Source organism: Pseudomonas sp. DD1, from assembly GCF_044510355.1.
In the GTDB taxonomy this organism is placed as follows: domain Bacteria; phylum Pseudomonadota; class Gammaproteobacteria; order Pseudomonadales; family Pseudomonadaceae; genus Aquipseudomonas; species Aquipseudomonas shahriarae.
The window spans coordinates 59,764-83,857 of sequence record NZ_MSAJ01000009.1; the positions used below are offsets into that span (position 1 = coordinate 59,764).

At 61.5% G+C, this 24,094-nt stretch carries 22 protein-coding genes and 1 pseudogene; 10 read left to right on the forward strand and 13 right to left on the reverse strand.

Features of this window, described 5'->3' with window-relative positions; translation table 11 throughout:
- Positions 1–71: 71 nt before the first annotated feature.
- From PSFL_RS07175 to pqqE, 9 genes are all read left to right on the forward strand, one after another.
- Positions 72–533 carry an Lrp/AsnC family transcriptional regulator gene (locus PSFL_RS07175; RefSeq protein WP_057440306.1) on the forward strand — a complete coding sequence of 154 codons (462 nt, stop codon included), beginning with the start codon at positions 72–74 and terminating at the stop codon, positions 531–533.
- Positions 534–679: 146 nt separating this feature from the next.
- Complete coding sequence (locus PSFL_RS07180; RefSeq protein ID WP_057960801.1) at positions 680–2,371, forward strand: NAD(P)/FAD-dependent oxidoreductase; 1,692 nt, start codon at positions 680–682, stop codon at positions 2,369–2,371.
- Positions 2,372–2,382: 11 nt separating this feature from the next.
- Complete coding sequence (locus PSFL_RS07185; protein WP_057440304.1) at positions 2,383–3,177, forward strand: carbon-nitrogen hydrolase family protein; 795 nt, start codon at positions 2,383–2,385, stop codon at positions 3,175–3,177.
- A gap of 50 nt (positions 3,178–3,227) precedes the next feature.
- Positions 3,228–5,615 carry a pyrroloquinoline quinone biosynthesis protein PqqF gene (gene pqqF / locus PSFL_RS07190; RefSeq protein WP_397469847.1) on the forward strand — a complete coding sequence of 796 codons (2,388 nt, stop codon included), beginning with the start codon at positions 3,228–3,230 and terminating at the stop codon, positions 5,613–5,615.
- A gap of 163 nt (positions 5,616–5,778) precedes the next feature.
- Positions 5,779–5,853 carry a pyrroloquinoline quinone precursor peptide PqqA gene (gene pqqA / locus PSFL_RS07195; RefSeq protein ID WP_003194766.1) on the forward strand — a complete coding sequence of 25 codons (75 nt, stop codon included), beginning with the start codon at positions 5,779–5,781 and terminating at the stop codon, positions 5,851–5,853.
- A gap of 75 nt (positions 5,854–5,928) precedes the next feature.
- Complete coding sequence (gene pqqB / locus PSFL_RS07200) at positions 5,929–6,840, forward strand: pyrroloquinoline quinone biosynthesis protein PqqB (RefSeq protein WP_115129145.1); 912 nt, start codon at positions 5,929–5,931, stop codon at positions 6,838–6,840.
- 10 nt (positions 6,841–6,850) lie between these two features.
- Entirely contained in the window at positions 6,851–7,603 is a 753-nt protein-coding gene (gene pqqC, locus PSFL_RS07205) for a pyrroloquinoline-quinone synthase PqqC (protein WP_057960803.1), read from the forward strand.
- A complete protein-coding gene (pqqD, locus tag PSFL_RS07210; RefSeq protein ID WP_032858571.1) occupies positions 7,600–7,875 on the forward strand; it encodes a pyrroloquinoline quinone biosynthesis peptide chaperone PqqD in 276 nt (91 codons plus the stop codon). Before pqqC ends, pqqD begins: the two co-directional genes overlap by 4 nt.
- Positions 7,868–8,998 (forward strand): pyrroloquinoline quinone biosynthesis protein PqqE, encoded by a 1,131-nt coding sequence (gene pqqE, locus PSFL_RS07215; protein WP_233100837.1) that lies wholly within the window; start codon positions 7,868–7,870, stop codon positions 8,996–8,998. The genes pqqD and pqqE overlap by 8 nt, the downstream gene beginning before the upstream one ends.
- A 4-nt stretch (positions 8,999–9,002) precedes the next feature.
- Here pqqE and PSFL_RS07220 read toward each other — a convergent pair whose 3' ends face one another.
- From PSFL_RS07220 to PSFL_RS07235, 4 genes and pseudogenes are all read right to left on the reverse strand, one after another.
- Positions 9,003–9,161 (reverse strand): YqaE/Pmp3 family membrane protein, encoded by a 159-nt coding sequence (locus tag PSFL_RS07220; RefSeq protein WP_081044318.1) that lies wholly within the window; start codon positions 9,159–9,161, stop codon positions 9,003–9,005.
- 97 nt (positions 9,162–9,258) lie between these two features.
- The gene (locus PSFL_RS07225; protein ID WP_057440299.1) at positions 9,259–9,579 is read right to left on the reverse strand and encodes a DNA-binding transcriptional regulator; all 321 of its coding nucleotides are present in this window, start codon (positions 9,577–9,579) and stop codon (positions 9,259–9,261) included.
- A pseudogene (locus PSFL_RS07230) lies at positions 9,563–9,926 on the reverse strand (type II toxin-antitoxin system RelE/ParE family toxin). The gene PSFL_RS07225 and the pseudogene PSFL_RS07230 overlap by 17 nt, the downstream one beginning before the upstream one ends.
- Positions 9,927–10,160: 234 nt before the next feature.
- Entirely contained in the window at positions 10,161–11,441 is a 1,281-nt protein-coding gene (locus PSFL_RS07235; RefSeq protein WP_397469848.1) for an aspartate aminotransferase family protein, read from the reverse strand.
- Positions 11,442–11,647: 206 nt separating this feature from the next.
- On the opposite strand from PSFL_RS07235, the gene PSFL_RS07240 reads away from it, so the two are divergent.
- A complete protein-coding gene (locus PSFL_RS07240) occupies positions 11,648–12,568 on the forward strand; it encodes a LysR family transcriptional regulator (protein WP_057960806.1) in 921 nt (306 codons plus the stop codon).
- 227 nt (positions 12,569–12,795) lie between these two features.
- Here PSFL_RS07240 and PSFL_RS07245 read toward each other — a convergent pair whose 3' ends face one another.
- From PSFL_RS07245 to bioF, 9 genes are all read right to left on the reverse strand, one after another.
- Positions 12,796–14,574: an acyl-CoA dehydrogenase C-terminal domain-containing protein gene (locus PSFL_RS07245; protein ID WP_057960807.1), complete on the reverse strand. Its 1,779-nt coding sequence runs from the start codon at positions 14,572–14,574 to the stop codon at positions 12,796–12,798.
- 131 nt (positions 14,575–14,705) lie between these two features.
- Complete coding sequence (locus tag PSFL_RS07250) at positions 14,706–16,490, reverse strand: acyl-CoA dehydrogenase C-terminal domain-containing protein (protein WP_057960808.1); 1,785 nt, start codon at positions 16,488–16,490, stop codon at positions 14,706–14,708.
- A 90-nt stretch (positions 16,491–16,580) separates the two neighbouring features.
- A complete protein-coding gene (locus tag PSFL_RS07255; protein WP_057960809.1) occupies positions 16,581–17,873 on the reverse strand; it encodes a diguanylate cyclase in 1,293 nt (430 codons plus the stop codon).
- A 206-nt stretch (positions 17,874–18,079) separates the two neighbouring features.
- The gene (locus tag PSFL_RS07260; protein WP_057440295.1) at positions 18,080–19,885 is read right to left on the reverse strand and encodes a phenylacyl-CoA dehydrogenase; all 1,806 of its coding nucleotides are present in this window, start codon (positions 19,883–19,885) and stop codon (positions 18,080–18,082) included.
- A gap of 376 nt (positions 19,886–20,261) precedes the next feature.
- A complete protein-coding gene (locus PSFL_RS07265) occupies positions 20,262–20,543 on the reverse strand; it encodes a hypothetical protein (RefSeq protein WP_057960810.1) in 282 nt (93 codons plus the stop codon).
- Positions 20,544–20,648: 105 nt separating this feature from the next.
- Positions 20,649–21,329 (reverse strand): dethiobiotin synthase, encoded by a 681-nt coding sequence (bioD, locus tag PSFL_RS07270; protein ID WP_057440293.1) that lies wholly within the window; start codon positions 21,327–21,329, stop codon positions 20,649–20,651.
- Entirely contained in the window at positions 21,326–22,138 is an 813-nt protein-coding gene (gene bioC / locus PSFL_RS07275) for a malonyl-ACP O-methyltransferase BioC (RefSeq protein WP_057960811.1), read from the reverse strand. Before bioC ends, bioD begins: the two co-directional genes overlap by 4 nt.
- Positions 22,131–22,862: an alpha/beta fold hydrolase gene (locus PSFL_RS07280; RefSeq protein ID WP_198800066.1), complete on the reverse strand. Its 732-nt coding sequence runs from the start codon at positions 22,860–22,862 to the stop codon at positions 22,131–22,133. The genes bioC and PSFL_RS07280 overlap by 8 nt, the downstream gene beginning before the upstream one ends.
- Positions 22,855–24,033 (reverse strand): 8-amino-7-oxononanoate synthase, encoded by a 1,179-nt coding sequence (bioF, locus tag PSFL_RS07285; RefSeq protein ID WP_397469849.1) that lies wholly within the window; start codon positions 24,031–24,033, stop codon positions 22,855–22,857. The genes PSFL_RS07280 and bioF overlap by 8 nt, the downstream gene beginning before the upstream one ends.
- Between the last annotated feature and the right edge of the window lie 61 nt (positions 24,034–24,094).

Sequence of the window (24,094 nt, forward strand, 5' to 3'; positions counted from 1 at the left end):
GGTCCCCCCAAGCACCACTGGCCATGAGCCTGTAACATGCTCCCCCATTGCCGCCCACGCCGGAGCCCATCTTGTCCGCCACCCGCCCTCCCGTTCTCGATGAAATCGACCGCCAACTAATCGCCGCCTTGCAGCTCAACGCCCGTGAAAGCGTGGCAATGCTTGCTCGGCAATTGGGGATTGCCCGCACCACGGTGACCTCGCGCCTGGCGCGTCTGGAAAAGACTCAGGTGATTACCGGTTATGGCGTGCGCCTTGGCCAGCGGGTGGTGGATGGGGGGCTGCAGGCGTATGTGGGGATCACGGTGCAACCGCGTTCCGGCAAGGAAGTGCTGCGCCGACTCAGTGCCATGGCTCAGGTCCAGCAGTTGTGTGCGGTCAGTGGTGAGTTTGACTATGTAGCCTGGCTGCGCACCGATTCGCCGGAGCAGTTGGATCAACTGCTGGACCAGATCGGCAGTGTCGATGGGGTAGAAAAGACCACCACCTCGATCATCCTCAGCAGCAAATTGGATCGCGGCCAGCCAATCTGACCGCCAGCTTCGTCACTTCGACTAAAAACAAATCAAACCGACGACACATTGCGTCTTATTAACGAGCGCTACGCTCCCTAGAATGGCTGCCATCTTTTCCTATACTTCACGGGTCGTGCCCCGCGGAGTTGCCAGCAAGGTCAGCCATGAACGCCACTCACAAGAACAATCGTCACCCTGCAGACGGTAAAAAACCTATCACCATCTTTGGTCCGGACTTCCCGTTCGCCTTCGATGACTGGATCGAACACCCGGCCGGGCTGGGCAGTATTCCTGCCGCCAACCACGGCGCCGAAGTGGCGATTGTCGGCGCGGGTATTGCCGGGCTGGTGGCCGCCTACGAGCTGATGAAGCTCGGTCTCAAGCCGGTGGTGTATGAAGCCTCGAAAATGGGCGGGCGCCTGCGCTCCCAGGCGTTTGAAGGAGCCGAAGGCATCATCGCCGAACTGGGCGGCATGCGTTTCCCGGTGTCGTCGACGGCGTTCTACCACTATGTGGATAAGCTGGGCCTGGAAACCAAGCCCTTCCCCAACCCGTTGACCCCGGCTTCCGGCAGTACCGTGATCGACCTGGAAGGCCAGACCCATTACGCACAGAAACTCGCCGACCTTCCTGCGCTGTTCCAGGAAGTGGCTGACGCCTGGGCCGACGCCCTGGAGGCCGGTTCGCAGTTCAGCGATATCCAGCAAGCCATTCGCGACCGCGATGTACCACGGCTCAAAGAGCTGTGGAACACCCTGGTGCCGCTGTGGGATGACCGCACCTTCTACGACTTCGTCGCCACGTCCAAGGCGTTCGCCAAGCTGTCGTTCCATCACCGCGAGGTGTTCGGCCAGGTAGGTTTCGGCACCGGTGGCTGGGACTCGGACTTCCCCAACTCGATGCTGGAAATCTTCCGGGTGGTGATGACCAATTGCGACGACCACCAGCACCTGGTGGTCGGTGGCGTGGCGCAGGTGCCCATGGGGATCTGGCGCCACGTGCCGGAGCGTTGCGCCCATTGGCCAGCCGGTACCAGCCTCAGCTCCCTGCACCATGGCGCGCCCCGGGCTGGGGTCAAGCGCATTGCCCATGCTGCCGACGGGCGTTTCGCGGTCACCGACAATTACGGCGACACCCGGGAATACGCCGCCGTGCTGACCACCTGCCAGAGCTGGCTGCTGACCACTCAGATCGAATGCGACGAAAGCCTGTTCTCGCAAAAAATGTGGATGGCTCTGGATCGCACGCGCTATATGCAGTCGTCGAAAACCTTTGTCATGGTCGATCGGCCTTTCTGGAAGGACAAAGACCCGGAAACCGGCCGCGACCTGATGAGCATGACCCTCACCGACCGCCTGACCCGTGGCACCTATCTGTTCGACAACGGCGACGACAAGCCGGGGGTTATTTGCCTGTCCTACTCGTGGATGAGCGACGCCCTGAAAATGCTGCCGCAGCCCATTGATAAACGGGTGAAGCTGGCCCTCGATGCGTTGAAAAAGATCTACCCGAAAGTCGACCTCAAGGCGCGGATCATCGGCGACCCGATCACCGTCTCCTGGGAGGCCGACCCGCACTTCCTCGGCGCGTTCAAGGGCGCGCTGCCGGGCCACTACCGCTATAACCAGCGCATGTACGCGCACTTCATGCAAAAGGATATGCCGGCCGAGCAGCGCGGGATTTTCATTGCCGGCGACGACGTATCCTGGACCCCAGCCTGGGTCGAAGGCGCAGTGCAGACCTCGCTGAACGCGGTTTGGGGCATCATGACCCACTTCGGTGGCAGTACCCACCCGCAAAACCCAGGGCCTGGGGATGTATTCGACGAGATCGGCCCTATCGCCCTGGCCGAATAAGGAGTCAAGCCATGCGTGTCGCCCTGTACCAATGCCCGCCATTGCCGCTGGATGTGGCCGGCAATCTCAAGCGCCTGCATAGCGTCGCCCACGAGGCGTCCGATGCAGATGTGCTGGTGCTGCCGGAGATGTTCCTCACCGGCTACAACATCGGTGTTGAAGCAGTCGGCGCGCTGGCCGAAGCCCAAGATGGGCCATCGGCACAAACCATTGCCGAACTGGCGCAGAACGCGGGCCTGGCAATTCTGTACGGCTACCCGGAGCGGGCCGAAGATGGGCAGATCTACAATGCCGTGCAACTGATCGACGCCAATGGCCAGCGCCTGTGCAACTACCGCAAGACGCACTTGTTCGGTGATCTCGATCACTCGATGTTCAGCGCCGGCGGCGACGAATTCCCTATCGTCGAGTTGAACGGCTGGAAGCTGGGATTCCTCATCTGCTACGACCTGGAGTTCCCGGAAAACACCCGGCGCCTGGCCCTGGCCGGCGCCGAGTTGATCCTGGTACCGACGGCCAACATGGTGCCCTTCGACTTCGTCGCCGATGTCACCGTGCGGGCACGGGCCTTTGAAAACCAGTGCTATGTGGCCTACGCCAACTATTGCGGGCATGAGGACCAGATCCAGTATTGCGGGCAAAGCAGCATCGCGGCGCCGAATGGCCAACGTGTCGCCCAGGCCGGCCTGGATGAAGCGCTGATCGTCGCCACCCTCGACCGCCAGGCGATGCGCGACGCGCAAGCGGCCAATCACTACCTGGCAGACCGGCGCCCCGAGCTATACGCAGCGCTGCACAAGCACTGACCACCGCGCTTTGCGCTAGCATAGGCACTTCCTACGTTCTGGAAGTGCTCATGCCTGTGCCGGCCCACCCTCATTATTTACAACTGACCCTGGCCAATGGCCTGCGGGTTTCCCTGCGTCATGCCCCACGCCTCAAGCGCTGTGCAGCAGCCTTGCGGGTAGCGGCTGGCAGCCATGACGCGCCGTTGGCCTGGCCAGGGCTGGCACATTTTCTCGAGCACCTGTTGTTTCTCGGCACCGAGGCTTTTCCTGCACCCGACGGTTTGATGGCTTACGTGCAGCGCCACGGCGGGCAGGTCAACGCCAGTACTCGCGAGCGCACCACCGACTTCTTCTTTGAAGTGCCCACCCCGGTGTTTGGCGACGCGCTGCAGCGCCTGGGCGATATGCTCGCCCACCCACGCCTGGCCATGGACGAACAACTGCGCGAGCGTGAGGTGTTACAGGCGGAGTTTGTCGCCTGGTCCCAGGATGCCGAGGCACAGCATCAAGTCGCGATAGTTGAAGGCCTGGCTAGCGGGCATCCGCTGCGGGGGTTTCATGCGGGTAATCGCGACAGCCTGCCGGTGCCACAGGAGGATTTCCAACAAGGGTTGCGCGGGTTTTATCAAGACTTCTATCAAGCCGGGCAAATGACCTTGAGCCTTGCCGGCCCACAGTCGCTCGAGGAGCTGCAAGCCCTGGCCCAGTGCTTTGCCGACAGCCTGCCCTCAGGCCACCTACGCCCGCAGCAGGCGCCACCGGCATTGATGGACGGCGATCAACATCGCTATCAACACCTCGACAAACAGCATCTGCACCACCTCATCGCCTGTAATGCACCCCGTGAAGCCCTGGAGTTCCTCTGCACCTGGCTGAATGCCGAAGCGGCCGGCGGTTTGCTCGCCGAGCTAAAAAGCCGGGAATGGGCAAGCGCGCTACATGCCAAGGTGCTGTACCAATTCGCCGGGCAGGCGCTGCTGGATATCGAATTCAACCTGGGGCCAAAGGGTTCACAACAGGCCCCGGCCATCGAAGCACTGTTAAACGACTGGCTGGGCTTTTTCGCTCACAGCGACTGGACGGCGCTGCGTGAAGAGTACGCCCTGCTGGTCGACCACCAGCGACAAGTCCGTGGTGCCCTGGCTCTGGCGCGCCAGGACAGTGAACACTTCGAGGCGCAACTTTCAGAGCCCCACTGCCAGGCCCTCAAGGCCATGCTGAATACGCTGCAACCGACGCCCGCGCAACAGGCCTGGCAACTGCCGCCGAGCAATCCATTCCTGCAACGGGCCCCCCAGGAACAACGTCCCGGACTGATTCGTGGCCAGACCAGCGCCCATCGCGGCTTGCGTACCTTTGCCCAAGACCGCTCCCGTGGCCGGCGCGAACTGCCAGGCCTGTCGTTCAGCCAAGCATTGCCTGCCGATAGCGACGAAGGCGCCCTTTACCTGCGCTGGCAGTTGGATTCGCCCATGCATTGCCTGGACAACAGCCTGCAAACACTTCGGACCAACGCCCGTCAGGCCGGAGTGGAATTATCCTTCGAAGCCGTAGGCAATGACTGGCTGCTGAAAATGAGCGGGCTGCATGAACCGATGCCGGCCATCGTCGAGCAACTGGCACGGGACCTGACCCAGCCCGCTGCCAACCTTTGGCACAACGCACTCGCCTGCCCGGCGCCGCAGATGGCCATTCGCGAACTGCTCAAGGTACTACCGACCTGTTTTGCCGACACCGCTAACGGCAACGCGCTACCTGACCGGTGGGCCACCGCTCGCTGGCAAGGCTTGGGCATTGGCCTACCGGCTGCGTGCGAAATGGCGATCAAAAATGCGGCGGCACGCCTACCCGGACACTGCACCGACAGTGAACACAAAGCCCTGCCCATCAACGGCCAACATCGCTGGCAAACCGTCACAACCGATGGCGTCGAAGCCGCCTTGCTGCTGTTTTGCCCGGCCCCCAGCCAATCCCTCGCAGACGAAGCCGACTGGCGGTTGCTCGCTCACCTGGCGCAGGTCCCGTTTTACCAACGCCTACGTGTCGAGTTGCAAGTGGGCTACGCAGTATTCAGTGGCATCCGACAGTTCAATGGGCAAACCGGCCTGCTGTTTGGCGTGCAGTCGCCCAATGTCGCGCTTGCGGGCCTGCTCGAACACATCCAGGCCTTCCTCACGCAACTGCCAGCCTTGATCAAGGGGAACGACGACTTGGGCAACACCACCCTGGCCCAGCAGTTCTCGCCACAGACACTGCCCAACGCCCAAGCCGCCGAGTTGCTCTGGCAGGCGCATTTGGCGGGGCATGGCGCAGACTATCTTGAGCAACTGCAACAGTTGATCCAGGCCCGCAACCGTCAGAACCTCGTCGATGCGGCGCAGCAACTCAAGCAAGCCGCCGGCGGCTGGCAGTGCCTGGCCAATGGTGCGGCGGTGGGCGATTACTGGCAGCAATGAAGCTAATCGTTGCCGATGCTGCAACAGGCTTTTTCTGCCAAGACAGCGCTAGCTCGGCGAGAAATGGGTAATATTCCCACACACATCTGAACATCTCCGTCAGGAGGTGGACTATATGTATTACTTGGTAGTAAACGTCCCATCCCTTCGTAGGAGTATGAATATGACTTGGTCCAAACCTGCTTACACTGATCTGCGTATCGGTTTTGAAGTCACCATGTACTTCGCCAGCCGCTGATTGCTTTTGTATTGCAATGCAACGCCTCGGCTCGCCGGGGCGTTTTTATTTTGAGTCTTGTGTGAAGGAGCGGCGATGTTTGTCCAGATTCTAGGTTCAGCCGCCGGTGGTGGCTTCCCGCAGTGGAACTGTAACTGTGTGAACTGCGCCGGCTTTCGCGACGGCAGCCTGCGGGCCCAGGCGCGCACCCAATCGTCCATCGCCCTCTCCGATGACGGCGTGAACTGGGTGCTGTGCAACGCTTCGCCGGATATCCGCGCCCAATTGCAGGGCTTTGCACCGATGCAACCCGGCCGCGCACTGCGTGATACCGGGATCAGCGCAATCATCTTGATGGACAGCCAGATCGACCACACCACCGGCCTGCTCAGCTTGCGCGAAGGCTGCCCGCACCAGGTGTGGTGTACCGACATGGTCCATGAAGACCTGAGCACCGGTTTCCCGCTGTTCACCATGCTGACCCATTGGAATGGCGGCCTGGATTGGCAACGCATCGAGTTGGATGCCAGCTTCATCATTCCCGCCTGCCCCAACCTGCGCTTCACCCCGCTGCCCCTGCGCAGTGCCGCACCGCCCTACTCGCCCCATCGGTTCGACCCGCACCCCGGTGACAATATCGGCCTGATCGTCGAAGACCTGCGTACCGGCGGCAAACTGTTCTATGCCCCGGGCCTGGGCAAAGTGGACGCGCCGCTACTGGAAATCATGGCCGGCAGCGACTGCCTGCTGGTGGACGGCACGATGTGGGATGACGATGAAATGCAGCGCCGTGGCGTCGGCACCCGCACCGGCCGCGAAATGGGCCACCTGGCACAGAACGGCCCCGGCGGCATGCTAGAGGTCCTGGAGCAACTGCCCCAGCAGCGCAAGGTGCTTATCCACATCAACAACACCAACCCGATCCTCGACGAAGACTCGCCCGAGCGCGCCGAGTTGGCCCGGCGCAATGTAGAAGTAGCCTACGACGGCATGAGCATTGAACTGTAGGAGAGCCCCAATGACCGATACACCGCTGAACCCCGCCGAGTTTGAACAGGCCTTGCGGGCCAAGGGTGCCTTCTACCATATCCACCATCCCTACCACGTGGCGATGTATGAAGGCCGGGCCACCCGCGAGCAGATCCAGGGCTGGGTCGCCAACCGCTTCTACTACCAGGTGAATATCCCACTGAAGGACGCCGCGATCCTGGCCAACTGCCCGGACCGGGAAATCCGCCGCGAGTGGATCCAGCGTTTGCTCGACCATGACGGCGCCCCCGGCGAAGACGGCGGCATCGAAGCCTGGCTGCGCCTGGGCCAGGCAGTGGGCCTGGACCCGGATCAACTGCGCTCCCAGGAACTGGTGCTGCCCGGCGTGCGCTTTGCCGTGGATGCCTACGTCAATTTCGCCCGCCGGGCCAGTTGGCAGGAAGCCGCCAGCAGCTCGCTGACCGAGCTGTTCGCCCCGCAGATCCACCAATCGCGCCTCGATAGCTGGCCCCAGCATTACCCGTGGATCGACCCTGCCGGCTACGAATACTTCCGCACCCGCCTGGGCCAGGCCCGGCGCGATGTTGAACACGGGCTGGCGATCACGCTTACGCACTACACCACCCGCGCCGGCCAGGAGCGGATGCTGGAGATTCTCCAGTTCAAACTGGACATCCTTTGGAGCATGCTCGATGCCATGAGCATGGCCTACGAACTGAACCGCCCGCCCTATCACAGCGTGACCGCGCAGCGGGTCTGGCATAAAGGGATCACCCTATGAGTTTCGACCGCAGCAAAAAACCGACGTGGCGCCAGGGCTATCGCTACCAGTACGAGCCGGCGCAAAAGGGCCATGTGTTGCTGTACCCCGAAGGCATGATCAAACTCAACGACAGTGCCGCGTTGATTGGTGGCTTGATCGACGGTGAGCGCAGTGTGGCGGCCATCATTGGCGAGCTGGAGCAGCAATTCCCCGGCGTGCCCGAACTCGGTGAAGACATCGAGCAATTCATGGAGGTCGCACGTGCAGAACACTGGATCGAACTTGCCTGACAAGCCCGAGATTGGCCTGCCGCTCTGGTTGCTCGCCGAGCTGACCTATCGCTGCCCGCTGCAATGCCCGTATTGCTCCAACCCGCTGGACTTCGCCGAGCAGGGCAAGGAGTTGAGCACCGAACAATGGATCAAGGTGTTTCGCGAGGCCCGGGAAATGGGCGCGGCGCAATTGGGGTTTTCCGGAGGTGAGCCGCTGGTGCGCCAGGACCTCGCCGAGCTGATCAGTGAAGCCCGCAAGCTGGGGTTCTATACCAACCTGATCACCTCCGGCATCGGCCTGACCGAGCAGAAGATCAGCGACTTCAAAAAGGCCGGCCTGGACCATATCCAGATCAGCTTCCAGGCCAGCGACGAACAGGTGAACAACCTGCTGGCTGGCTCCAAAAAGGCCTTCGCGCAGAAGCTGGAAATGGCCCGGGCAGTGAAAGCCCATGGTTATCCGATGGTGCTGAACTTCGTCACTCATCGACACAATATCGACAAGATCGACCGCATCATCGAGCTGTGTATCGCCCTTGAGGCGGATTTTGTCGAGCTTGCCACCTGCCAGTTCTATGGCTGGGCCCAGCTCAACCGCGTCGGCCTGCTACCTACCCAGGAACAACTGACCCGCGCCGAGCGCATCACCAACGAATACCGCGCCAAGCTGGAAGCGCAAGATCATCCGTGCAAGCTGATCTTTGTCACACCGGACTACTACGAAGAACGCCCGAAGGCCTGCATGAATGGCTGGGGCAGTATCTTTCTGACAGTAACGCCAGACGGCACCGCCCTACCTTGTCATGGCGCCCGACAGATGCCGGTACAGTTTCCCAATGTGCGCGACCACAGCATGCAGCACATCTGGTACGACTCGTTTGGCTTCAACCGTTTTCGCGGCTACGACTGGATGCCCGAGCCGTGCCGCTCGTGCGACGAGAAAGAAAAGGACTTCGGCGGCTGCCGCTGCCAGGCGTTCATGCTGACCGGTGACGCCAGCAACGCCGACCCGGTGTGCAGCAAGTCTGCCGATCACGGCATCATCCTTAATGCCCGCCTCGAAGCCGAGCACGCCACGCAGACCATCGAGCAATTGGCTTTTCGCAATGAGCGAAACTCACGGCTGATCGCCAAAGGCTGACGGCTCAGCGCTTGGCGATGATGTACACCGCATGCACGATACCTGGGATGTAGCCGCACAGGGTCAACAGGAGATTCAGCCAGAATGCGCCGGCGAAGCCCACTTGCAGGAACACACCCAAGGGCGGCAACAGAATGGCGATGATGATACGAATGAAGTCCATGGGTCAGCTCCAAAAAATCGGCTCGTGTGAGCCGTACAGCTAATCGACCCTGGCCGCGCGTGAGGGTTCAGTGGAATCTGGCACCGGGCCATCCTCCTCAGGCGAGGATGTCCAACCCGTGCTTTTGCACAATACTCAATAGCTTGAGCGCCATACCACTGGGTTGCTTCTCGCCGGATTCCCATTGCTTGACTGTCGAGGCGCTGGTGTTCAGGTAGCGGGCGAACACCGGCTGGCTGACATGGCTACGTTCGCGCAGCTGCTTGATCTGGGCGGCAGGTATCTGCGCCGGCACAGGTGCAATGCATAGCTCATCGAACTGCCGAAGGGTGGTCTTGCTGATGGCGCCAATCGAATGCAGCGCGCTGGCCGATTGGTGAATGGACTCCAGCGCTTCAGTTTCATATTTTTTGCGCATGATCTATCTCCACAAACTCCCTGAGATCCAGTAATTGCTGGATCTGTATTTCGTTTAAGCCTTTAGGCCTTTGCCAATGCCCTAAACCCAGCCAATTCCTTGTGGCTGATATTGCTTTGATCTTGCTTGGCGAACAGAAACTGATAAACCCAGTAATGCCTGCCCTTTGCCAAAACGATGGAACGATGCCGGTTGTGATTGAGGAGTTTCTTCCAGACTCCACCGCCCAAGTTATCCGCCTGGCCCCTGAGCATTTCGCCAAATGCCTCCCCCAATTCCGAATCGCAGGTCCAGGCTTTGCTGGCGGCATCAGCAAAATGCCGGCTTTTGAACAGTCTGAGCTTTATAGGCATCCCTTCCCCACAAACATACCACCCAGTGGTAGACATTAAAAATAGGGCACGCACAAAAATCTCAGCCCCCTACCGGCACTCCCTGCCGGCGCCCGCAAAAAAGCCATTTTTTTCGACGGATCTCAAGCCTCCTTTTCAATCCAAAAATGACACACAAAAAAACGCCCCCAGCCAAAAAAATCAGGCTGGAGGCGCCGCGTATAACGCGAGACGGTTCAGGAATAAGGGTTAAACAGCGATGCCCTTGCGGCATTGCAGTTGGGCGGTGTGCACGCGTGAAAACGCACGGGTCAGACGCAGTAGCATTTCGTCAATATTGCTCTTGCTTAGCGTCAGCGCCGGGGTAAAGCGCAGGCAGTCGGGTTGTGGGGCATTGAGGATCAAGCCTTCATACAGTGCCGCCTTTACCACGGCATCTGCCGAATCATCCGATAAGGTCAGGCCCCACAACAGGCCCTGGCCTCGCAGTTCGCCCTGTCCATAGCGGTGAGCAACACGGGCCAGGCCTTCGCCCAGGTACTGCGCGGTATCACGTACGTGTTCGAGGAAGCCGTGCCCCAACACGCTATCGAGCACGGCGACGCCGGCCGCAGCCATCAGCGCATTGCCATGATGGGTGCCTTCGAGCTCACCCAGTTCAAAACAACAGGCTTTGCCACGGGCCAGCAACGCCGCCAATGGCACTCCGCCCCCAAGGCCTTTACCCAGGGCGACGATATCGGCGCGCACACCGTAGCGCTGTTCCGCCAGCAAGGTGCCGCAACGCCCAATCCCTGTCTGCACTTCGTCGAGGATCAGCAGGATCCCCAGCTCCCGGCACAGCCGATCCACCCCCTTGAGGTAATGCTCGGTGGCCGGAACGACGCCGGCGTCGCTCTGGATCGGCTCCAGCATGATCGCCACGGTTTGCGCATCAACGGCGGCATGCAAGGCCGGCAGATCGTTGAACGGTACGTGGCAGAAGCCCGGCAGTTGCGGCTCGAAACGATTGTCGCCAGCACCTGCCGAGGCCGCCAGTGTCGCCAGGCTGCGGCCGTGACAAGCGTTGCTGGCGGTGATGATGCGGTAGGCGCCGCCACGATGCAGTTGGCCCCACTTGCGCGCCAACTTGATGGCCGCTTCGCAGGCTTCTGCACCGCTGTTGAGCAGGTAGGCCTGGTCGCTACCGGTGCTGTGGCACAGGCGGTCCACCAGGTTCAGTTGGCTGCGGTTGTGCAGCCCGATGCCAGGGTTGAGCAGCGCTTGCGCCTGGTCAGCCAGCGCACGCACCAGTACCGAGGGGCTATGGCCGAGACTGTTGGCTGCGCCGCCCTGGGTAAAGTCCAGGTAGGCACGGTCTTCACTGTCCCACAGCCAGGAGCCCTGGCCGCGTACGAAAACCTGTGGCGGACGGGCCACGGTGGGCATCAGGGATTGGCTGGAAAGCTCATCGCGCAGCATCGGTTTTTTCGCGTCCAGTAACAGGTCATCCAGACTCGGTGCCGGGCGGCGCAGGTTGAACAGATTCATGCCTGCACACCCCGCAGGCTGTTGGCAACCCTCGATTGACGGAAGCCCGGCAAGTCGTTTTTTGCCTTGCCTATGTAAACACCATCGCTGTAAACGGTATTCATCGCGCTTTCTGGCCCTGTAAGCCTTGTGAATAGGCGCTAGACTAGGCGCCTTGGGGGCGTACAGCCATTTCGATTTTCCAGCTTTTTCGATAAGCGTTACTTATGGATTTCAAGCAACTGCGTTATTTCGTCGCGGTGTACGAAGAGGGCCATGTAGGCCGGGCTGCCGAGCGCCTGTCGATCTCCCAGCCGGCGCTGTCGCAGCAGATCCGCCAGTTGGAGCAGCACCTGGATGTGAGCCTGTTCGAACGCAGCAGCAAACGCCTGTTGCCAACCCTGGCCGCCCACACCTTGTACAACCACGCCCTGCCGCTGCTCGATGGTATGCAGCAAGCCGTCGAGGCCCTGCGGCATTTCAAGGGCCAGGCGCTGCGCACCCTGGCCATCGGCGTGCTGCAAACCGTGCATACCAGCCTGGTGCCGCAGATGCTGGAGCGGGTACGCAAGGCCCAGCCGCACCTGGTGGTGCAGATCTACGAGCTGACGGGCCTTGAGATCGAACGCCGCCTGCTCAATGGCTCGCTGGACATTGGCATCAGCTACCTGCCGGCACGCCAGCCCGGTTTGCACGGTGTGCTGCTGTATGAAGATGAACTGAAAGTGGTCATCCCGGCCGACCATCCCTTGCGTGAATTCAAGAAGGTCTCCCTCAAGCAGGCGGCGGAGTTGCCCATGCTGTTGTTGGGCGAAGAGTTCCAGGTCAGGCAGATCTGGCAAGCGCAACTGGCGAACCTGGGACGTCGGCCCCAGGTGCAAGCCGAGCTGAACACTATGGTGGGGATTCTCGACAGCCTGCCCCATACCAAACTGGCGACGGTACTGCCCGGCCGATCACAGGACGAACACAGCAGCCAGGCGCTGCTATGGAAGCCCTTGAGTGAGCCACGGGTGCCGCTGAAGGTGGGGTTGGTGTGCCGGGATGTACAACGTCAGCAGGCAACGTTGGCATTGCTGCGCACCTTGCTCGAAGACGTGATGAATGGTCCACATGGGCCGACGGCCACGGTAGACGGGCTGGCCTGAACTTTTTCGCGGGCAATAAGAAAACCCCGCCGAAGCGGGGCTTTGCAGACTGTTTCCCTGACATCCATTTCACTCCGCCATCCTGGCAGAATCCTACGTGTCCCTGTTGTTGCTTTGCGCTTCCTGCGCGACGTCCATGTGAAGTAGATTAGCTGTGGATCCAATCTGGCGATAGAGGACGATTAGCAGCACGTCATGTAAGAGAATGCTTACACGCCCTCTTCGGCTTAGAACTGCGCTTCGTCCAGCAGGAACAGCGATTCACTGCCGGCCTTCACCGAAGCACTCAAAGAGTGGATACGCGGCAGCAGGCGGGCAAAGTAGAAGCGCGCCGTCCCCAGTTTGCTGGCGTAGAAGTCCTCCTCGGCCTCTTTGCCCAAGGCGGCCTTGGCCATCAGCGCCCACATGTAGGCGTAGGCCATGTAGCCAAAGGCGTGCAGATACTCCACCGAGGCCGCACCGATTTCATTCGGGTTGCTCTTGGCGCGGTCCAAGACCCAGGCAGTCAAGGTGTCGAGTTCGTCCACCGCAGCACTCAGCGGCTGAATGAACTCGGCCAGGTCACTGTTGGCAGTGGCGATGAAATGGCGGATCTCATCGGCGAACAGGGTGTAGAACGCCCCGCCGCTGCCAACGATCTTGCGCCCCATCAAGTCCAGCGCCTGGATGCCGTTAGTGCCTTCGTAGATCTGAGTGATGCGCACATCCCGCACCAACTGCTCCTGACCCCACTCGCGAATATAGCCATGACCGCCGAAAATCTGCTGGCCGTGCACGGTGGTTTCCAGGCCCAGGTCGGTGAGGAACGCCTTGGAAACCGGGGTCAGCAGCGCCACCAGGTCATCTGCGCGCTTGCGGGTCGCGGCGTCTTCGCTGAACTTGGCGGTGTCCAGTTGCATCGCCACGTAAGTGGAGAACGCCCGGCCGCCTTCGTTCGCGGCCTTCATGGTCAGCAACATGCGACGCACGTCAGGGTGGTTGATGATCGGGTCGGCGATCTTGTCCTTGGCCTTGGGGCCGGTCGGCGAGCGGCTTTGCAGGCGGTCACGCGCATATTCGACCGCGTTCTGGTAAGAGCGCTCACCGGTCGCCAGGCCCTGGATACCGACCCCCAGGCGCTCATAGTTCATCATGGTGAACATCGCCGCCAGGCCACGGTTCGGCTCGCCAACCAGGTAGCCAACGGCTTCGTCGAAGTTCATTACGCAGGTCGCAGAGGCCTGGATCCCCATCTTGTGCTCGATCGAGCCACAGGTCACCGGGTTGCGCGCGCCCAGGCTGCCATCGGCATTTACCATGAACTTGGGCACCAGGAACAACGAGATGCCCTTCGGTCCGGCCGGGGCGTCCGGCAGCTTGGCCAGCACCAGGTGGATGATGTTTTCGGTGAGGTCGTGTTCGCCACCGGTGATAAAGATCTTGGTGCCGCTGACCTTGTAGGAACCGTCCGCCTGCGGCTCGGCCTTGGTACGAATAATCCCCAGGTCGGTACCGGCATGGGGCTCGGTCAGGCACATGGAACCGGCCCACACACCCGAGTACATATTCGGCAGATAAGTGGCTTTCAGTTCGTCACTGGCGTGGGTGTTGATCGACACGCAGGCGCCGGACGTCAGCATCGGGTACAGGCCAAACGCCAGGCCCGAGGAGTTGATCATCTCTTCGACCTGGGCCGAGACCGCCTTGGGCATGCCCATGCCGCCGTAGGCAGGATCGCCACCAACGCCCACCCAGCCGCCTTCGGCGTAGGTCTTGTAGGCCTCGGGGAACCCGGCCGGGGTGGTGACCACGCCGTTGTCCCAACGGCAACCTTCCTCGTCGCCATTCCGGCTCAACGGGGCGATGGTCTTGGCGGTGACTTTACCGGCCTCCTCAAGGATCGCCTCGACGGTTTCAGCATCCACGGTCTCGGCCAGGGCCGGCAATTGCGCCCACAGCTTGGCAACCTCGAATACTTCGTTGAGGACGAAGCGCATATCGCGCAGCGGCGCTTTGTAGTCAGCCATGGCAAACCTCGTGAGAACGTTAAAAGTGATTCGGTAGGATCGGTTTCACAGACCCAGAGTGTAACCGAACAACTTTTGTGACACATAGGGTCTGCTTGTGACCAATTGGTATTTTACAGTCACGCCAACAGTTATAAGGCGAACAATTCGGCCGGCAAACTCATCAGGCAATCACTGCCCGCCTCCACCGCCGCACGATGGGCACTGGTGCGCGGCAACAGGCGCTTGAAATAAAACTCACAGGTCACCAGCTTGCCCCGGGCGTAATCCCCATCGCCACTGCCCGCGTCCAATTGCGCCTGGGCCACCAGGGCCATGCGCAACCACAGGTAGGCATGGATGATGTAACCGCTGTACATCAAATAATCCAGGGCGGCGGCGCCGACTTCATCAGGGTTTTTCATCGCGGCCATGCCGACCTTGGTGGTCAACTCGCCCCATTGCTGGTTCAGCTCGTTGAGCTGTGCAACCTGGGCCTTGAGTTGCGGGTGCTCGGCATGTGCCGCACAGAACTTATGCACAATTTTGGTAAAGCCGCGCAGCAACTTGCCCTGGCTGCCCAGCACCTTACGCCCCAGCAAATCCAGGGCCTGGATGCCGTTGGTGCCTTCATAGATCGGCGCGATGCGACAATCGCGCACCAACTGTTCCATGCCCCACTCGCGGATAAAACCGTGGCCGCCGAACACCTGCATGCCGTGGTTGGTCACTTCCAGGCCGGTCTCGGTCATAAAGGCTTTGCAGATCGGGGTGAGGAACGCCAGCAAATCCTCGGCTTCCTGGCGTTGCTGCGGGTCGTCGCTCAGGTGTGCGGTGTCCAGCAGTTGCGCGGTGAAGTACGTCAGGGCGCGGTTGCCTTCGTTGAAGGCTTTCATGGTCAGCAACATGCGCCGCACATCGGGATGCACGATGATCGGGTCCGCCGGTTTGTCCGGGGCCTTGGCGCCGGTCAGGGCGCGCATCTGCAGGCGGTCGTTGGCGTACTTGATCGCGCCCTGGAAGCTCGCTTCACCCAGGCACAGCCCCTGCATGCCGGTGCCCAGGCGCGCGTGGTTCATCATGGTGAACATGCAATTGAGGCCTTTATTGGCCTCGCCGATCAGATAGCCCTCGGCACCATCGAAATTCAGCACGCAGGTGGCCGAAGCCTTGATCCCCATCTTGTGCTCGATGGAGCCGCAACTGACGCCATTGCGCGCCCCGCTATCGGCGAGGAACTTGGGCACGATAAACAGCGAAATACCCTTGGTGCCAGCAGGCGCATCCGGCAACTTGGCCAACACCAGGTGGATGATGTTTTCACTCATGTCGTGCTCGCCGGCCGAGATGAAGATCTTGCTGCCGGTCACCGCGTAGCTGCCATTGGCCTGGGGCACGGCGCGGGTCTTGATGATGCCAAGGTCAGTGCCGCAGTGGGCTTCGGTCAGGCACATGGTGCCCGTCCACTGGCCGGCGGTGAGCTTGGTCAGGTAGGTGTCTTTCTGCTCTTGAGTGCCATGGGCGTGGATCGCCGACATGGCGCCGTGGGTCAAGCCGGGGTACATGCCCCAGGAGGTGTTGCTGGAGCCGATCATCTCGCTTAGCACCAAGCCCAGGGAGGACGGCAAGCCCTGCCCGCCGTAGGCCGGATCCGCCGCCAGGCCGTGCCAGCCGCCTTCGACGTATTGCGCGAACGCTTCCTTGAAACCTTTGGGTGTGGTCACCACGCCATTGTCGAAATGGCAGCCCTCTTCGTCCCCCGGACGGTTCAACGGCGCCAGCACGTTCTCGCAGAACCTCGCGCCTTCTTCGAGGATCGCGCTGACCATGTCCGGGCTGGCCTCGGTGGCGCCCAGGGCAGCGTAGTGAGCGGGGAAATCAAACACGTGATCAATCAGAAAGCGCATGTCGCGCAGGGGAGCTTTATAGGCAGGCATGGTGATGTCTCCGGCGGCAGATGACTCAAACCTACTGCCGCCAGGAGCCCCGGACAATCACTGTACAGACGCTGAATACACCACCATCACTCAACCGGCAGCGCCCTGCATGCGCACCGCGCCACGGCGGTTCTGGCCGGCCGCCACCACACAGTTGCGCCCGGCGCCCTTGGCGTTGTACAGCGCCTGGTCGGCGGACTTGAGCACTTCTTCGGGGGTGCGCTGCTCGGCCTGGCGCTCGGCGACGCCGATGCTCACGGTCACCGACACACTATTCGCCCCCGTGCCCGAACGGCGCTGGCGCCCCTGGTGATCGTCCTGGGGGCGGCTGTCGGGGTTACGCAACTTGATGTGGTAGTTGGCAATGATCTCGCGGATTTCTTCCAGGTGCGGCAGGCATTCATCCAGGGTCTTGCCGGCAAACACCACAGCAAACTCTTCGCCGCCATACCGATAGGCCCGGCCGCCGCCGCTGACTTTCGACAGTTTGCTGGCGACCAGCCGCAGCACCTGGTCACCGACGTCGTGGCCATGGGTGTCGTTGAATCGCTTGAAGTGGTCGACGTCGCTCATCGCCAGCACATAGTTGCGCCCCAGGCGCTGCATACGCTCGTTGAGGGCGCGGCGTCCGGGCAGGCCGGTGAGTTCATCGCGAAAGGCCATCTGATAGGCCTCGTGGGACACACCTGCAGCAATCATCAACATCACCTGGCTGCACATGATGTTCAGGGTGAACGGCAGGATAAAGGTCTGCGGCAACATCCAGAACATCCCCAGCAACCCCACCAGCTGTGCCGCATGCAACGGCCGCGGTTCGCGCCAGTACTGGGCCGCCAGTGCGACAAAGCCCAGCAGGAACATCGGGTACGACAGTTGGATCAAGCTCATCCACGCGCCATGCAATGCCGGCCAGCGAATTTCCGCCAGCCAGTTGAGCAACGGCCCCGGGTAACTCTGCTCCAGGCCCAGGGCCACGCTGCCTACGGCGAGCAGCACCGCGCAGCGTGCGACAAAGTCGCGGAACAGGTGGGTTTTCTCCTGCCACAGGGCATAAATGCTGAAGAGCATCGGCAACAGCAGGCACACCAGATGGAACACCACCGCGGCGTCTTCGCGCACACGGCCATGGTCGCGGTAGAAATCGGTCTGGGTGTCCAGCAGGAAGTAGGCGACATACACCGTCACCATCAAGAACAGCTCACGCTGGCGACGGTACACCGTGCAATAGGCCCCCCCGAGCAACAGCACCAAGGTCGGCAGGACATTGAACAAGGAGGTGAAGAAGACGTTGAGGTCCTTGACGTAAGCAGCCGACAACCCCGCCAGCAATAACAGCAACGACGGTAGGAAATGACTGAAACGTACAGCAGACGCGCGCGACAAGGGTAAAGCTCCGACCCATAAAAAAGATGGCACAGTGCCTTCACTGAACACAGTTAAGCACACTCAATGTGACCCGTATCACATTGCCACCACTGTAACGGCAGCCAGGCGCAATCCCTGAGCGCGCTACTCAGGTTTTTTCATGCGCCCACAAAAAAGCCGCCGCTCCCGAAAGAGCGGCGGCTTGGCAGGGAACCCGCCGGGGCTTAGTAGCCCAGGTCGAAGTTCTCTTCTTTCATGTCCATCAGGTTGTTGGCGCCCGACAGCATGGTGGCTACGTGGGTGCGGGTACGCGGCAGGATGCGCTGGAAGTAGAAGCGCGCAGTCTGCAGCTTGGCGGTGTAGAAGCCTTCTTCGCTGGTGCCGGCAGCCAGTTTTTCAGCAGCCAGGCGCGCCATCTCGGCCCAGAAGTACGCCAGGCAGGCATAACCGGAGTACATCAGGTAGTCCACGGACGCGGCACCGACTTCTTCACGGTCCTTCATGGCAGCCATGCCGACCTTCATGGTCAACTCGCCCCATTCCTTGTTCAGGGCAGCCAACGGTGCGACAAACTCGCTGACCGCTGCGTTGCCTTCGTTGGCCTGGCAGAACTTGTGCACGATCTTGGTGAAGCCCTTGAGCGCTTCGCCCTGAGTCATCAGCACTTTACGGCCGAGCAGGTCCAGGGCCTGGATGCCCGTGGTGCCTTCGTACAGCATCGAAATGCGGCTGTCGCGAACGTTCTGCTCCATGCCCCACTCGGCGATGAAACCGTGGCCGCCGTAGATCTGTACGCCGTGGTTGGCGGACTCAAAACCGACTTCGGTCATGAACGCCTTGGCGATCGGGGTCATGAACGCCAGCAGGCCATCTGCCTGTTTCTTGGCTTCGTCGTCGGTGCCGTATTTGACGATATCCACTTGCTTGGCGGTGAAGTACACCATCGCACGGTTGCCTTCGGCGAAGGCTTTCATGGTCAGCAGCATGCGGCGCACATCAGGGTGCACGATGATCGGGTCAGCGGCCTTGTCCGGCGCTTTCGGGCCAGTCAGGGAGCGCATCTGCAGACGGTCACGCGCATATTTCAGGCCACCCTGGAAACCGATCTCGGCGTGGGCCAGGCCTTGCAGTGCGGTACCCAGACGAGCGGTGTTCATAAAGGTGAACATGCAGTTCAGGCCTTTGTTCGCCGGGCCAATCAGGTAGCCGGTGGCCGCGTCGAAGTTCATTACGCAGGTGGCGTTGCCGTGGATGCCCATCTTGTGTTCCAGGGAACCACAGGACACCGCGTTGCGCTCACCCACCGAACCATCGGCGTTGGGCAGGAACTTAGGCACGATAAACAGCGAAATGCCTTTGGTGCCAGCCGGAGCATCCGGCAGGCGGGCCAGTACGATGTGGACGATGTTATCGGCCATGTCGTGTTCACCGGCCGAGATGAAGATCTTGGTCCCGGAGACTTTGTAGGAACCGTCGGCCTGAGGCTCGGCCTTGGTGCGCAGCATGCCCAGGTCGGTGCCGCAGTGCGGTTCGGTCAGGCACATGGTGCCGGTCCACTCGCCCGAGACCAGTTTGGTCAGGTAGGCATCCTGCTGCTCGGGGGTACCGTGCTCGGAAATGGTGTTCATCGCGCCATGGGACAGGCCTGGGTACATGCCCCACGACCAGTTGGCTTCACCGACCATCTCGCTAACGGCCAGGCCCAGGGATTCCGGCAGGCCTTGGCCGCCGTGCGCGACGTCGTGGGCCAGGCTCGGCCAGCCGCCTTCGACGAATTGCTTGTAGGCTTCTTTGAAACCAGTAGGGGTTTTAACGCCTGACTCGCTCCAGGTGCACCCTTCGATGTCACCGACGCGGTTCAACGGGGCCAGCACTTGCTCACAAAACTTGGCGCCTTCTTCGAGAATGGCGTCAACCATGTCTGGGGTAGCGTCCTGGCAAGCCGGCAGACTCTGATAGTGCGCTTCGTAGCCGAGCAGTTCGTCACGAACGAAGCGAATATCACGCAAGGGGGCCTTGTAGTCAGGCATAGCGATAAACCTCTGCTGATGAATCCTGGAATGAACAACCGCGTGGATTTGTTGTAGCGGTCAAACAGTTGTTTGAAACATACGTTTACGCCCAATCCTTGTCAAGCGCCCAGCGGATGCCGTTTGTCATGACGCAGGTCAACGCTAGGCGCGACGAGGCCTGCAGCGTGATGCCGCACAGCGTTTCAACGATGGGAAGATGGGAGAATCAGGCGTTTGTGGCGAACGGGCTTGCCCGCGTCGGGTTGCGCAGCGCCCCAGAAAGGCACTGGCGGTGTATCAGATGAATTGCATTGCTGGTGTGGGGCTGCTGCGCAGCCCGACGCGGGCAAGCCCGCTCGCCACAGGAAAAGCACCCGCCATATGGCGAGGGGGATCAAGCGTAGGTGTCGATCAACGTGCCGAGCATTTCGTCGGAAGCTTTGGCGACTTTTGCACCCAGCTCCACCTGAAACTTGCCTTCGGCCAGTTCCACCATATTGCTCGCCGAGTCGGTCGGCTGGCCGCGATTGACCGCCTGCAAGCGATCATTCTGGGCATCCGAAGGCTGGCCGGTGGCGGCACTGGCGATTTTGCCGGCGGCCTGGTCGACGCGGTTCTGCCCGGCCTGAATAGTGCTCAGGCCTGAATAAAACGCACTGCTTCCAGAGATTTCCATGGCGAACCTGCCTTGCAATAAATCGTGAACCCTTATTGAAGCAGACAATCTGGCAAAAGGCCCGTCAATAACACTAATGGCATAATGCCTTATCGCTAGGAAAAACTAATCAAGCAAGTCCAGTTGCAGGTAACCGGCCACTGCTTCGGCCGTGGGCTGCTTGAGCCTTGGCACTCGGCCCAGGCAGGGCGCCGGCAGGCGTTCGGCCAAGGTGGCGAGGTTTTCTTCCAGACGGGAGGTCTTCGGGTCGATGATATTGGCCACCCACCCCGCCAGCGGTAAACCGTCCCGGGCGATGGCTTCGGCGCTCAACAATGCATGATTGATGCAGCCCAGACGCACGCCCACCACCAGGATCACCGGCAGCCCCAAGGCCTTGGCCAGGTCGGACAGGTTATGCTGATCGGCCAGCGGCACGCGCCAGCCGCCTGCGCCTTCGATCAAGGTGAAGTCCGCGTGTTTATCGAGGATGTGCCGCATTGGTTTGAGCAGCGCTTGCACGGTCAACGCCACACCAGCTTCACGGGCCGCCAGGTGCGGCGCGATGGCGGGCTCGAAGGCCAGTGGATTGACCTCGGCATAAGCCAGCGGCAACGAGCACTCGGCCAGCAAGGCCAGGGCATCGGCGTTGCGCAAGCCACGGGAGGTCACTTCGCAGCCCGAGGCCACCGGCTTGCCGGCAGCCGTGCTCTTGCCCGCTTGCCGTGCGGCATGCAGCAGGCCTGCGGCGACGGTGGTCTTGCCGACATCGGTGTCCGTGCCGGTGATGAAATAGGCGGCGCTCATAATGGTTTCTCCAATACGGCGTACACGACTTGATAGGTTGCCGGCAGCCCCTGGGTCTGGCGAAACTGCTCGTAGGCCTGCACCAGTGCAACAACCCGTGCCCGGCCCGTCAAGCCACCGGGGCGCCCCGGGTTCAGATTGTGCGCGCCCAATGCTTTCAATTCGTGGGTCAGGCTGCGCACATCCGGGTAATGCAACACATGGGCACGTTGCTCCAGGCTGACCACACGCAAGCCACTGTCCGCACACAGCTGTTGATAAGTACTGAACGGGCGGAAGCGATTGACGTGCACCATCCCATCCGCCGCCCGCCAGCTTTCGCGCAGTTCGTCCAGGGTGCCGACGCACAGGCTGGCAAACGCCAGCACACCGCCAGGCTGCAGCACGCGCCGGGCTTCACTGAGCACCGCGGCAAAATCGGCACACCACTGCACTGCCAGGCTGGAGAAGATCAACTCGCAGCTTGCATCCTGTAACGGCAAGCGCTCGGCATCCCCGGCAATAAAATACTCAGCACCGCCCAATGGCCGGGCGTGATTAAGCATGCCTTCGGCGATATCCAGCGCCAGGCCCTGGCCCTCGGGGAACACACTGTCTAATGCGCGGCTGAAATACCCGGTGCCGCACCCCAGGTCCAGCCAGCGCTGCGGAAGCAAGGCTGACGGCAGACGGGACAGCAGTTCGCCGCCCACATCACGCTGCAACGCGGCCACGCTGTCATAACTGGCCGCCGCCCTGGAAAACGACGCCGCGACCTGGCGCTTGTCGGGCAAGGCGCCCGGCAGTGGAGGATGGGACAAATCAGTCATCACCGCACTCATGCAAAAAGGCCTGGATCGCCCCCGCCACTCCGTGGGGGTTGTCCAGTAGGAAAGCGTGGCCAGCCTGTTCAATCAGACCGACTTCGACATCTGGCAGCAACTTCAACAACTCAATAGCCGCCTCACAGGGCACCAACTCATCCAGGCCGGCAAACAGATGCAACTGCGGGCCACGAAAGGCCTGCAAGGCCTCGCGAGTATCCAGTTGCGCGAGCAGTTCAAGGCCGGTCATCAGCACACTGGAGGGGGTAGCCGGCGCGCTGCTGACCAGCAAGCGCGCAATGCCCCGTGGGTCTTGCGTGCCCTTGGCGCACAGCAGGCCGAAACGTTTGAGGGTGACTTGCGAGTCGGCATGGCAACCGGCCAGGAATGCATCGAAAGTCTGCGCCGGCATCGCGCTGGGCCAGCCCTCATGCGCCACAAAACATGGATTGCTGGCCAAGGTCAGCAGGCCACAGCAGCGCTCGCCACGCCGTGCCGCCAACTCAGAGGCGAGCATCCCGCCCAACGACCAGCCGCCCAGCCAGGCGTTATCGGGCAAGGTGGCGTCGAGTTCGTCGAGCCATTCGTCAAGGTCGCTGCCCGCCAGCGCCGGCAACGGTTCGATATCTACCCGCAGGTGCTCGTCCAAACCGCGCAAGGCGGCGGCCAAAGGCTCCAGCGGCGAGACACCCAGGCCCCAGCCGGGGAGCAATATCAGTCGATCACGCATGGTCGGACTCCCGGCCTGACAAACGGAAACACGTGTCCAATGCGTCTAACAATAGTCGTACCTGCGCCTCGCTGTGGGCGGCGGTCAAGGTCACGCGCAAGCGCGCGCTGCCGGCCGGCACCGTGGGCGGGCGGATGGCCGTGACCATGATCCCGCGTTCGCGCAGCATCTGAGACAGGCGCATCGCCCGGGCACTGTCGCCAATCATGATTGGCTGGATCGGCGTGAAGCTGTCCATCAGCTCCAGGCCGATCTGCTCGGCGCCCTGGCGGAACTGACGGATCAGCGTGCACAGATGCTCGCGTCGCCAGTGCTCGCTGCGCAGCAGCTCCAGACTTTTCAGGGTCGCACAGGCCAGCGCCGGCGGTTGGCTGGTGGTGTAGATGTATGGGCGGGCGAACTGGATCAGGCTTTCAATCAGTTCCTCACTGCCAGCCACAAACGCCCCGGCGGTGCCGAAGGCCTTGCCCAGGGTGCCGACCAACACCGGCACATCCTCCTGGCTCAGGCCGAAATGCTCGACAATCCCGCCCCCCGTGGCGCCCAACGGGCCGAAGCCATGGGCGTCATCCACCATCAGCCAGGCGCCCTTGGCCCGGGTTTCGCGGGCCAGCGCCGGCAGGTCCGCCAGGTCGCCGTCCATGCTGAACACACCGTCGGTGACCACCAGAGTATTGCCGCTGGCTTTTTCCAGGCGCTTGGCCAGGCTGGGCGCATCGTTGTGCAGATAGCGATTGAATCGCGCGCCGGAGAGCAAACCCGCATCCAGCAGGGACGCGTGGTTGAGGCGGTCTTCGAGCACCGTATCGCCCTGCCCCACCAATGCGGTGACGGTGCCGAGGTTGGCCATATACCCGGTGGTGAACAGCAAGGCACGCGGGCGCCCGGTGAACTCGGCCAGGGCCTCCTCCAACTCATGATGCGGGGTGCTATGGCCGACCACCAGGTGCGAAGCCCCCCCGCCGACGCCCCAGCGGGAAGCCCCGGCCTGCCAGGCTTCGATAACTTGCGGATGATTGGCCAGGCCCAGGTAGTCGTTATTGCAAAAGGCCAATAGCGGCTTGCCGTCTACCACCACCTGCGGCCCCTGGGGGCTTTGCAGCAGTGGGCGCTGGCGATAGAGATGGTCTGTACGGCGGGCAGCGAGGCGCGCGGCGAGATCGAAAGACATGCTGGCCTCGGTAGATCAGGTTGAACTCGCCCCACTGTAGGAGCTGGCTTGCCAGCGCCCA

Bases quoted from the DNA above. Each gene is read 5' to 3' on its own strand.
- PSFL_RS07180 (WP_057960801.1), top strand. From the start codon at position 680: ATGAACGCCACTCACAAGAACAATCGTCACCCTGCAGACGGTAAAAAA.
- PSFL_RS07185 (WP_057440304.1), top strand. From the start codon at position 2,383: ATGCGTGTCGCCCTGTACCAATGCCCGCCATTGCCGCTGGATGTGGCC.
- pqqF (WP_397469847.1), top strand. From the start codon at position 3,228: ATGCCTGTGCCGGCCCACCCTCATTATTTACAACTGACCCTGGCCAAT.
- pqqB (WP_115129145.1), top strand. From the start codon at position 5,929: ATGTTTGTCCAGATTCTAGGTTCAGCCGCCGGTGGTGGCTTCCCGCAG.
- pqqC (WP_057960803.1), top strand. From the start codon at position 6,851: ATGACCGATACACCGCTGAACCCCGCCGAGTTTGAACAGGCCTTGCGG.
- pqqD (WP_032858571.1), top strand. From the start codon at position 7,600: ATGAGTTTCGACCGCAGCAAAAAACCGACGTGGCGCCAGGGCTATCGC.
- PSFL_RS07220 (WP_081044318.1), bottom strand. From the start codon at position 9,161: ATGGACTTCATTCGTATCATCATCGCCATTCTGTTGCCGCCCTTGGGT.
- PSFL_RS07225 (WP_057440299.1), bottom strand. From the start codon at position 9,579: ATGCGCAAAAAATATGAAACTGAAGCGCTGGAGTCCATTCACCAATCG.
- PSFL_RS07235 (WP_397469848.1), bottom strand. From the start codon at position 11,441: ATGAATCTGTTCAACCTGCGCCGCCCGGCACCGAGTCTGGATGACCTG.
- PSFL_RS07240 (WP_057960806.1), top strand. From the start codon at position 11,648: ATGGATTTCAAGCAACTGCGTTATTTCGTCGCGGTGTACGAAGAGGGC.
- PSFL_RS07245 (WP_057960807.1), bottom strand. From the start codon at position 14,574: ATGGCTGACTACAAAGCGCCGCTGCGCGATATGCGCTTCGTCCTCAAC.
- PSFL_RS07250 (WP_057960808.1), bottom strand. From the start codon at position 16,490: ATGCCTGCCTATAAAGCTCCCCTGCGCGACATGCGCTTTCTGATTGAT.
- PSFL_RS07260 (WP_057440295.1), bottom strand. From the start codon at position 19,885: ATGCCTGACTACAAGGCCCCCTTGCGTGATATTCGCTTCGTTCGTGAC.
- PSFL_RS07265 (WP_057960810.1), bottom strand. From the start codon at position 20,543: ATGGAAATCTCTGGAAGCAGTGCGTTTTATTCAGGCCTGAGCACTATT.
- bioD (WP_057440293.1), bottom strand. From the start codon at position 21,329: ATGAGCGCCGCCTATTTCATCACCGGCACGGACACCGATGTCGGCAAG.
- bioC (WP_057960811.1), bottom strand. From the start codon at position 22,138: ATGACTGATTTGTCCCATCCTCCACTGCCGGGCGCCTTGCCCGACAAG.
- PSFL_RS07280 (WP_198800066.1), bottom strand. From the start codon at position 22,862: ATGCGTGATCGACTGATATTGCTCCCCGGCTGGGGCCTGGGTGTCTCG.
- bioF (WP_397469849.1), bottom strand. From the start codon at position 24,033: ATGTCTTTCGATCTCGCCGCGCGCCTCGCTGCCCGCCGTACAGACCAT.